This is a genomic window from Komagataeibacter sp. NFXK3 (assembly GCF_054182245.1).
This window is the reverse complement of record NZ_JAPIVJ010000035.1, coordinates 1-9,851: the sequence shown is the minus strand read 5'-3', so window position 1 is coordinate 9,851 and position 9,851 is coordinate 1. Positions and strand designations below refer to the sequence as shown.

The following is a 9,851-nucleotide window of genomic DNA, read 5'->3' as shown; positions in this document are numbered from 1 at the left end:
AGTCCTGCCTTTGCTTACCGGAAACTTTCTCGCCATTACGGTGACGACGAAAAGCTCACAAATGTTCCCATGAATGACTGCTTTGCCAGCCTTGTCGCTTGATAACCGACATTCTGTTACCCCCCCATTTTTCCCATTCGTATTAGATCCGTATCAAACAGACTATAGTCATATTGAGACAGAGCAAAGCTATGCAAGAATAAGGGCTATATGTCGGTTTTTGTCGGGAAGCCTGAATGGGACAGACTTCCAGCCATTTCTATTGAAGCTGTCAAAACGGATATTGTGCAGCGAGGCCCTTTTATGATGATGGGTCTGGCAGTGCCGGTTCTTCCCCGAAGGGGCGATTGAGGATCGTGAGCACCTCTTCGGCAGCATAGATCCGGTTGCGGGCATAGCCGGTACGTTCGGTCAGGATCCCGACCTGGCAGAGCTGGGCAAGGGCCGTCTGGGCGGCCGGGGGCGTGATGTCCAGCAGATGGCCAAGGCGACTGGCCGTCAGGACGGGATAATCGGTCAGCAGGTCCAGCGCGCGCAGCGCGGCCGAGCCCTTGCGGAAAGCCCGGCGCTGCCGCCATGTGGCCTTCAGGGCCTGGGTTGCCTGCCGGGTGACCTGCACTTCGGTAACGGTCCGGATGATGGCGTCTGACAGGAACCCGATCAGGGGCGGCCAGTCGAGCCGCTGCTGGGCACGTTTGAGCGCCGCGTAATAGTCCTGTCTGTGGGCCTCGATATAGGGGGAAAGATACAGGGGGACCTGGCCGTCAGCGGCCATCATCAGCGGAAGTAGCAGGCGGCCAACCCGGCCATTGCCATCGCTGAACGGATGCACGGCCTCGAAATGGGCATGGGCGATGGCCAGCCGGGTGATGAGGGACTGGGTCATCTGCTGCATCCCGTCGGCCTGCATGTAGTTCAGGGAGGCCTCCAGACAGGCTGCCACCTGGTCGGGAGGAGGCGGGTTATAGGTCGAATAGGCGATATGCCCTGTCCCGCCGATCCAGACCACGTCCCGGCGCAGGGTGCCCGGTGTCCTGCGATAGGCCGGGTCATGCTGCATGACCGCCTGATGGAGCGTCAGCACGGTGGGCAGGCGGAAGAGGGCCGGGCCTTCGCTGCAGGCCTGTGGCAGGAACTGCTCCAGGGCGCGCGCATAGTCGCGGACCTGCCGTGTGGCATGGGAAGCGTCCTGGTCGTCTTCATCGACCACCAGCAGCTCATTGAGGGTGCTGTGCGTGCCTTCCATGGCAGAACTGCTGAGGGCTTCCTGACGGCTCAGGACGCGGCTGATCAGGTACGGATCAGGCAGGGTACGGGCGAGGGCGGCGATTTCACCCAGGGCGGACAAAGCCTGCCCATGGCGGGCGGCGGCATCGCCCAGCATAACGCCCGCTTCAGGCGGCGACGGGGGCACGACCCCGTAATGCTGGGCATAGGGGGCGGGTAGCCGCTGCAGACATTCCCGGATCCCGCCGGCCAGATCCTCACGCTTCATCCTGGCCAACCTTTTCCTGAGACCGGATTTTCCTAACATGATTAAGGTTTTTGTTAAAACCTTAATCATGTTAGCCAGAAGTAGGCCCTTGCGCAAGGTTCTGCCACGTTGTGCGTGCAGCCACAGGTGACGTGGATGAAAATCCCTCCAGGCCTAATCCTGTCCGGTAATATGGATTATCGGACAGGCTGTTAACGCCTACATCTCGATCATACGTAAGCTTGAATAGCTGTTCCCATAGCGGACATAAGTAGCATGAACTCTCACGACCGGGTTGGGCCGAAAACTGACTGTCCGCTTTCGGCCGCTAAAGTCGTGTTCCGAATGCTAAGCAGTGTATCTCAATATAGTGTTAATTAGGGTATTCACGAGAAAGATCCGTGTAATTGTTCGCGATCCAACTAATTACGTTGGAGCGCCCTTGAATATTAGATGGGAGCTTTTCATGAATCATCCACTCGCAGATCTGTCGAGTGCGAACTGAGAGGTCCGCTTGATTTTTACCCGTGAGGGAATTCAACAAGGTGATTATCTCGTATCCCTCATTTCGGCTGAAGCGATTAGCATCTTCCTTTTTTTTGGTGGGATCGTCGCCTGGCACGGCTTTCCAACTGTAATCATCGTATATTAGATCGTCTTTCGTGATTTTAGGCACTTTGAAATCCTTTTTCATCTATTACTTTATAGAAGTGAGAACGATTCATTTTAAACATGTGAGTAGTATTCTCGACTTCAAGAGTGAACGCAAAAAAAATCAGAAAGGCGATAGTGCAGCAAGCTACGACCAATCATAGCATAGCATTTAAATTTTTTATAAGTCATGAATATACGGATAACCTTGACTCAGCACGTCGTGAACGATGGGGCGTTATTTGAAGATACGCTGACACTCTGTCCATTTGTCAGCTCTCTGGAATCAAAGATACGAACACATCCAGCCATGCGCTTTTCGCCTACATTTCGGTCATTCGCGCCGTATTGGCACCTTTTTGGAAGTCGTCAGCTATGGCTCATATACTCGTTCCTGCTGGACGTCGGCGGCTGAAGTGCGCAATAAATCCGGGGACCGAGAAGGCATTACCAACACAAGAGACTAATAGTTTCTACCAAGTAAAAGCGTCATCACAGGAGTCAGCGCGTGAAAATTGAGCTATTTGAAATCTCTGTTCCCGAGTTGCGCGCACAGGTTGATCCGCTCAATGGTGAGTTGTGGGGATGCGGGACAATCCAAGAGGACGAAGTAAAACGCGCTGTCACGCAAGGTGATCTCGGAACGCAGCACTGGGACGGCGTGAAAGACGATCTTCACGGTCCCGACAGTCGCGACTTCCACATCGGTCGGATCGCCTTCTTCGTGAAGAACGGGCTTCCGGATGATAATTACCGGATACGGCTTGGCGTTGACGCTATGGACCAATCACCAATCCGCATTGACAACGGCAATCACCGCCTCGCCGCAGCTTTCATCCGGAACGACCCCACGGTGAAGGCGCTCCTGTATTACTTTGATGCTTCGGACGTTTCCGCTGTTCTACCCAGCGCGCAGCCCGTTGATCCTTAGGTGTAAATGAACGAAAGACCGCGAGATAAGGCTGTTTAGCAGCCCAGTAGATGGACATTAAGAGGTGGTCCCCATTTTTCGGACAGGGCGATAAGCTATCATCTGGCCTGAACGAGGACGGGTTTTATGGGCAAGGTTACGCGGAAGAGGTATGCGGCAGAGTTCAAGTCACGGGTTGCGCTGGAGGCGATCCGTGGGGAACTGACGCTGGCGGAACTGGCTTCGAAACATGGGGTACATCAGACGATGATCGCCCAGTGGAAACGGCAGGCGATCGAGGGGATGGCGGCGACCTTTTCCGGGAAGACGGTGGCTGAGCCCCCGGTCAGCCCAGCTGACGTGGAGAAACTGCACGCGAAGATAGGCGAACTTCTCGTGGAACGGGATTTTTTACGCGATGCCTCTGCTCGGTTGGGCGTGATCAGAGGCGGCAGATGATTGACCCGAAGAGAGCATGCCTGCCGATAATCCGGCAATGCACGCTGCTGCAACTCAACCGGTCGGGCGTCTACTATCGGCCTGTGCCACAGAGCGAAGCCAATCTGGAGCTGATGCGGCTGATCGACGCCCAGTTCCTGGAAACGCCGTATTATGGCTCACGGCAGATGACATGGCATCTGCGCCGCCAGGGACATGAAGTGGGCCGCAAGCGGGTCCGGCGGCTCATGGCGATCATGGGCCTGCGGGCGATCTACCAGAAGCCGCGCACGACCGTGCCCCATCCGGAGCATCGGAAATATCCATATCTGCTACGGGATCTGGTCATCAATCGGCCTGACCAGGTCTGGTGTTCCGATATCACATATATTCCCATGAAACGGGGATTTCTCTATCTCGTGGCGATCATGGACTGGTTCACGCGCAAGGTCCTGTCCTGGCGTCTGTCGAACACGATGGACGTGGAGTTCTGTATCGAGGCGCTACAGGATGCCCTCATGCGCTATGGCGCCCCGGACATTTTCAATACTGACCAGGGGTCGCAATTTACGACACCCCGTTTCAGCGGGATACTGGAAGAGCGTCAGATCCGCATCAGCATGGATGGGCGCGGTCGCTGGCTGGACAACGTGTTCATCGAGCGTCTGTGGCGGTCGCTGAAATACGAATGCGTCTACCTGTACGCGTTCGAGACCGGATCAGAGCTGAGGGCCGGGCTTGGCAGATGGATCGCCCATTATAACGAAAGGCGTCCGCATACGGCGCTGGCTGGACGAACGCCCGATGAGGCGTATCATGACGTGCCGACGCCATCTGGTCCGGGGTTAACCCCGGACCAGATGGCCAACAGCAACGCCGTCAGAAGGGCGGCATAACAACAACCGGGTATAGCTTATCAAGCCCGCAAAACTGTCCGAACGGACGGGACCACCTCATTATTCCGGCGACCGCCTTCGGAGAAAACGATCATTCTCGAGACGCGCCTCCAAACAATAGGGTTTGGTCGGCAGCAGAAGCGTTATCAGCGGGATCGCACAGTCTGTTGCAACCGACACGATGGCCAAACATACCGGTCCGCTTTCCCCCCAAAGTTGTCGGCTCTATCGGATTGAGAGTGATAACGTCTCAGGGGGCACCAGACCTCTGCCCTGATACACTATGGGTAATAGTGTAACAGGCCGGGCCTGAAACCGGCCGGCCTGTCCCGCGTCAGCGGCGGTTTTCCTGTCCGGGGCGGGTGACATGTGTTACACTTTTCGGGATCATATGCCCAAGCGCATCCCGAAGGCCCCTGTCCGGCCGCCTTGCCAGCTGTCGCTGTTCCCTGAAACGGCGGCACTGGTGCGCGTCGACCCGGCCGCCAACTGCTGGCGCTTCTACCATCTGTCGCTGCAGCCCGACCTGTTCGGTGGCACCGCCCTGGTGCGGCAGTGGGGGCGGATCGGGACGGCCGGCCGGCAGGTCTGCGAACTGCATCATGATGCCGGGCAGGCGCTCGACGCCCTCGCCCGCCAGCTCCGGGTCCGGCGCCGGCGGGGCTATCGCGACAGGGCGGACGGATGAGCGGCAGCCCAAAACCGGGACAGCGGGCGACCCCGGCAGGCGCCCCCGGCGGGATGCAGCTGTTCGACCGCGACGGGAGCCGCAAATACCTCACGGTCGCCGAGCGGGCGCGGTTCCTGCGCGCGGCCGAGCAGGCGCCGCGCGAGGCCCGCACGCTGTGCATGACCCTGGCCTGGTCGGGCTGCCGCCTGTCCGAGGCCCTCGCCCTGACGGCGGACCGGGTGGACCTGGCCGGCGGCGTGCTGGTGTTCGCCACGCTCAAGAAGCGCCAGGACGGGATCTATCGCGCCGTGCCGGTGCCCCCCTCCCTGCTCGAGGCCCTGGATCTGGTGCATGGCATCCGCGAGGCCCAGCGCCGGCGGGGCCGTGGAGCGGCCGCCCGGCTGTGGCCCTGGTCCCGCATGACCGGCTGGCGGGCGGTGCATGCGGTCATGGACGCCGCCGGCCTGTCCGGCCCGGCCGCGTCCCCCAAGGGCCTGCGCCATGCCTTCGGCGTTGCCGCCGTCTCCAGCGGCATCCCCCTCAACATGGTGCAGAAATGGCTCGGTCACGCCCAGCTCTCCACCACCGCCATCTACGCCGATGCCGTCGGCGCCGAGGAGCAGGATATCGCACGGAAAATGTGGGGGTAATGCATTTTGTGAAGATGAAATCGGATTGCACAGATATATATAGGCGCTTATCATGATAAGCGTATAAGATCTTATATGGAGATATGATATGTCTACTGATATGACTCGTTGGACGGTTTCAGTCTCCCGCGAAACCGACATCACCGTACGTAGTTTCCTGGCGCAGCGCGGCATGAAGAAAGGCGACCTGTCTCGCTTCATCGAGGAGGCGGTGCGCTGGCGTGTGTTCGACAGGACAATGGCGGAAGCCCGGAGTGGGTTCGCAGATATGGAGCCGGACGCGCTGGAGGACCTGATCGGCGAGGCCGTGACCGCTACGCGGGCAACGGACAGGGCCAGCTAAGGCGTGCGTCTAGTCATCGATACCAATCTTCTCATCAGTGCCTTGCTTTCTGAAAAATCCCTGCCAGCGCATTTGCTCGGGCTATGGCGAGCAGGACAATTCGATCTGCTGACTTCTACCGAGCAGCTAGATGAGTTGCGGCGCGTGACACGGTATCCCAAGATCCGTTCCCGTCTGCCGCCCACCCTCGCCGGCCGTCTGGTCAATGAAGTCCGGGATTTAGCTGTTCTCATTGTAAATCTTCCTGCTGTGGCAGCTTCTCCGGATCCGGATGACGATTATCTTTTGGCGATGGCATCCGCTGGGAAAGCCGATTTTTTGTTAACGGGCGACAAGCGCGATATTCTGGACCTGCGGGTCTATGATGGTGTGAAGATCATCACAGTAAGAGCATTTCTGGTCATGCAGGGGATCATGCCGTGAGTGTGGCTGATAGTTCTATCCCAGCAGAAGCCGAGTGCATTAGGATGCGATATAAATTCTAAGCGAATATGCAACTAAGCGACTATGCGATTAAAGTTGTTTGCTACTAAACGAATAAGCTATATAAAAAGCATAGTCGCTTAGTAGGAGACATCATGCAGACTTGGGCCGTGATTGCGCAGAAAGGTGGGCAGTCGAAAACGACGATTGCAACGGCTTTTGCTGTCGAAGCCGCCAGTGAAGGCGCAGCGGTTGTGATTCTTGATGCTGACGATCGGCAAGGATCAGCTCTCTATTGGTCTGAGAGACGGGAGGCTGATGACGTAATGGTGAAAGATAGCAGTGTTGCAGGATTGCCTTTGCATGTTTCGCGAGGACGTAAGAGTGGAAAGCTGGATCTCATCATCATTGATACGCCAGCAAACTCAAAAGACATTGCTATGTTGGCGGCAGAACAAGCTGACTTCGTAGTGATCCCAGTCGCTCCGCGTGGGTTGGATGTTCATTCTGTGCTGCAAACCATAAAGCAGGTTCAGCAAGCAGGAACACCTTTTGCTGTGATTCTTACCCAGGTTCCTTACCAAGGTTCAGAAGGGAAAGATGCTCGAGCGGGCTTCATCGCTAAAGGCGTCACTATGTTCGATACAGAACTTCATTTTCGTAAGGATTTTTATAGAGCAACACCGATTGGGAAAACCGCTGCCGAATTGGATCCAGATGGTAAGGCCGCAGCTGAACTACGCTCTGCTTATGCTGAGGCTAAGCGACTAAGCGGTTATGCGAATAAACCATTAAGCGAGACAGTATGATGGTGAAACCCAAGAAAGCATCGGCATTAGCCGGCATTTTTGAGGAAGAAAGTGCCCCTGTATCTCCGACGGTTGTAGCAGAAAATGTGCCTAAAGAGGCTACTACCCGATCACCTCTTGATGGGAACGCACCTTCGCCACGCAAGAAAAATAGTCATCCTGGCAAAAAACCGGTTTTGATCCATATCCCAGAGGATATGCACCGTACACTCCGTCAGCTGAGTGTAGAGGAAGGTGGAGAACCTTTGACGGTCATTACCGAGCGTTTATTGCGCCAATATCTGGTGCAGCGAGGGCATACTAGGTTTGCACCATGAGTAAACGGCGTGATCCGAACCCCGAGTTCGACTTTTTTATTCCGTTAATGAATGATCTTCCGTTGAAAGATCAGCGGGAAGTGATGGAGCGGCCATTTTTCTCACTTCAGAAACGTAAACGTCTTAAGCCAATTGAATATCGCAGTCCAAATGGCGAAGCATGGGTGAAAGTTGAAGCTATGCCAGCTTATGGCATGGCGACAATATGGGATGCCGACATTCTTGTGTGGGCTGCTTCCGTATTGAATCGGATGAAAGAGCAGGGGATCAATGATCTTCCGCGAACGCTTACAACAACAACCTATGATTTGTTGCGCGGCATTCGACGGGGAACAGGGGGACGTGCTTATCAGGAATTGCAAGCTGCTCTTTCGCGTCTAGAAACAACATCCATCCGTACATCATTACGGGCACCTAAGCGCCGTAATGAGGCTCAGTTTGGATGGCTGGATGGATGGACGCTGGAAGTAGATCCAGACACAGATCAGCCGCGTGGAATGACGATCACCCTATCAAACTGGGTTTATGAAGGCATTGTAAGTGAGCGATCCTTGCTGACAATGCATCAGGATTATTTTCTTTTATCTGGTGGATTAGAGCGGGCCCTCTATCGGATCGCACGTAAACATGCTGGTCAGCAGAGAGGTGGGTGGATATGCCGTGTCGAGGTGCTGCATGAAAAAACAGGTAGCGATGCGCAGCCTAAAGAATTTAATCGTATGCTGCGGAAGATCATCGAAGCAGACCAACTTCCTGATTACACCATGTCGTTGACTCAGACTGTTGAAGGCACACCGGCAGTGATGTTTCAGTTGCGAGGTATTGAGGCAGCGACTGAGCTGCATAGGAAACTCGAAAAAGAAAGAGAGCGCGTAGACGCAGATCGTCGGCGTGCTGAAGAGGTGGATGGGTTGATGGATCGTTTGTCACGAGGGCGGCCTCGTTAAACTATCGTGGTTTCACCCACCCAATGAGTTCTCTCTGTAGTCAAAATGAGAGTTACTACGACTCGAAACCACTCAAGCTATAGGGAATGTTACGTTTTCCTGTGGATAAGTATGGTCAACTGTCGTGGTTTCACCCACCCAAGCATCGTGGTTTCACCCACCCAAGCATCGTGGTTTCACCCACCAAAACACGTGGTTTCACCCACCGCCCATAACCGTAACAGACTGTTATCAATCATGTTTTCATAGGTTTTTTAGTGCTTAACTCTTTTAACTATATATTTTAACAAAATTCTTAACAAAGAAGCACCGCCTCTTGGGGGCTATGCCCCCGCCGGCTCGCGGCCTACGGCCGCCCCGATCGCGCTTCGCGCGATCTCCCACCCGGCATCCCCCTGCTCGCCCTTTCAGGGCTGCGCTAAACGGACACGCCTACGGCGCGAGATCATAATCCGACAATGCGTTACCGCATTATCTCTCTACCAGCAGCTTCCTCTCCTGCGTCGGCGTCTTCGACGCCCTACGGGGCTCCCGCTCCGCGCTCGCCCGACGCCTGCAACACCAGAAGAACTGAGCAAGACCGTAATCTGCTCAAGACACACCGGTGTTCAGACGATCATTCAGCAGCTCACGTGTCGCAGCATGCCCACCAGACGCCACAGGATGGCCGTACAGGCGTTATTGTGTGTGGTGGCTAGTTGGGTGGCAATAACGGGAATTACGCTTCGTGTGGCCTCCCATGACGCTCTGCGGACCTTGTCGGGGATTGATAGGCTGGCCAATGCATGTTCACGTCATAAGCGCGGATGGGGGTCGGTACATAAAACGGGCACAGATATACGCTAAGGATTATCGGTGATTGTGATGGCTTGCCGGAGCGGGCGGAGTTTCCCTTCCGGGATGCCGGCGTCGGTCCAGAGGTAATCCCCGGTCAGGTTGATATGCTGCCACCCCAGCGGAGAGAGATGCTGGAGCAGATCAGGCGCAACGGATCGTCCTTGACGTTCGAGATGCCGCATTGCGGCTCCGAGATAGGTGGTGTTCCACAATACGATGGCGCTGGCGACGAGATTGAGCGCGCTCGCCCGATGTCCCTGGGCTTGCAGTCCGTGATCGCGGATCCGGCCGGTGCGATGGAAAAAGATGGCGCGCTTGAGGGCGTTCTGGGCCTCTCCCTTGTTCAACTCGCGGGTGGCGCTGTCAATCGGCACTCAAAAATAACCCCTGATCGGCATGCAATATTAACCCCCTGTTGAAGGCCCGGCCTGTCTCCTGAAGCCGTAGGCGTAAGGAGACAGGCCGGGGCAGGTATGGATCTGGAGA

At 55.9% G+C, this 9,851-nt stretch carries 10 protein-coding genes and 1 pseudogene; 9 read left to right on the top strand and 2 right to left on the bottom strand.

The window, feature by feature from the left end:
• Positions 1–301: 301 nt before the first annotated feature.
• Positions 302–1,495: a Fic family protein gene (locus tag OQZ28_RS16560; protein WP_087609084.1), complete on the bottom strand. Its 1,194-nt coding sequence runs from the start codon at positions 1,493–1,495 to the stop codon at positions 302–304.
• Between the two features lie 1,138 nt (positions 1,496–2,633).
• Between OQZ28_RS16560 and OQZ28_RS16555 the strand changes: the two genes are divergently transcribed.
• From OQZ28_RS16555 to OQZ28_RS16515, 9 genes are all read left to right on the top strand, one after another.
• On the top strand, positions 2,634–3,056 hold the full coding sequence (locus OQZ28_RS16555) for a hypothetical protein (RefSeq protein ID WP_420219912.1): 423 nt from the start codon (positions 2,634–2,636) through the stop codon (positions 3,054–3,056).
• A 126-nt stretch (positions 3,057–3,182) separates the two neighbouring features.
• Positions 3,183–4,369, top strand: a protein-coding gene (locus OQZ28_RS16550; RefSeq protein WP_118963845.1) for an IS3 family transposase whose coding sequence is annotated in 2 segments (ribosomal slippage) — positions 3,183–3,441 and positions 3,441–4,369 — 1,188 coding nt in all. Because the reading frame shifts where the segments join, the coding sequence is not laid out codon by codon here.
• Positions 4,370–4,736: 367 nt separating this feature from the next.
• The gene (locus OQZ28_RS16545; RefSeq protein ID WP_458136664.1) at positions 4,737–5,057 is read left to right on the top strand and encodes a WGR domain-containing protein; all 321 of its coding nucleotides are present in this window, start codon (positions 4,737–4,739) and stop codon (positions 5,055–5,057) included.
• Positions 5,054–5,689, top strand: coding sequence for a tyrosine-type recombinase/integrase (locus OQZ28_RS16540; protein ID WP_458136663.1), 636 nt, complete (start codon positions 5,054–5,056; stop codon positions 5,687–5,689). The genes OQZ28_RS16545 and OQZ28_RS16540 overlap by 4 nt, the downstream gene beginning before the upstream one ends.
• 88 nt (positions 5,690–5,777) lie before the next feature.
• Entirely contained in the window at positions 5,778–6,032 is a 255-nt protein-coding gene (locus OQZ28_RS16535) for a ribbon-helix-helix domain-containing protein (RefSeq protein ID WP_019092318.1), read from the top strand.
• A gap of 3 nt (positions 6,033–6,035) precedes the next feature.
• Positions 6,036–6,455 (top strand): putative toxin-antitoxin system toxin component, PIN family, encoded by a 420-nt coding sequence (locus tag OQZ28_RS16530; RefSeq protein WP_048852267.1) that lies wholly within the window; start codon positions 6,036–6,038, stop codon positions 6,453–6,455.
• A gap of 155 nt (positions 6,456–6,610) precedes the next feature.
• Complete coding sequence (locus OQZ28_RS16525; protein ID WP_458136662.1) at positions 6,611–7,264, top strand: nucleotide-binding protein; 654 nt, start codon at positions 6,611–6,613, stop codon at positions 7,262–7,264.
• Positions 7,261–7,581 (top strand): hypothetical protein, encoded by a 321-nt coding sequence (locus OQZ28_RS16520; RefSeq protein ID WP_196778566.1) that lies wholly within the window; start codon positions 7,261–7,263, stop codon positions 7,579–7,581. The genes OQZ28_RS16525 and OQZ28_RS16520 overlap by 4 nt, the downstream gene beginning before the upstream one ends.
• Positions 7,578–8,528 carry a replication initiator protein A gene (locus tag OQZ28_RS16515; protein ID WP_082086122.1) on the top strand — a complete coding sequence of 317 codons (951 nt, stop codon included), beginning with the start codon at positions 7,578–7,580 and terminating at the stop codon, positions 8,526–8,528. The genes OQZ28_RS16520 and OQZ28_RS16515 overlap by 4 nt, the downstream gene beginning before the upstream one ends.
• A gap of 842 nt (positions 8,529–9,370) precedes the next feature.
• Here OQZ28_RS16515 and OQZ28_RS16510 read toward each other — a convergent pair.
• Positions 9,371–9,712: pseudogene (locus OQZ28_RS16510) on the bottom strand (Tn3 family transposase); the annotation flags it as partial.
• Positions 9,713–9,851: the final 139 nt, after the last annotated feature.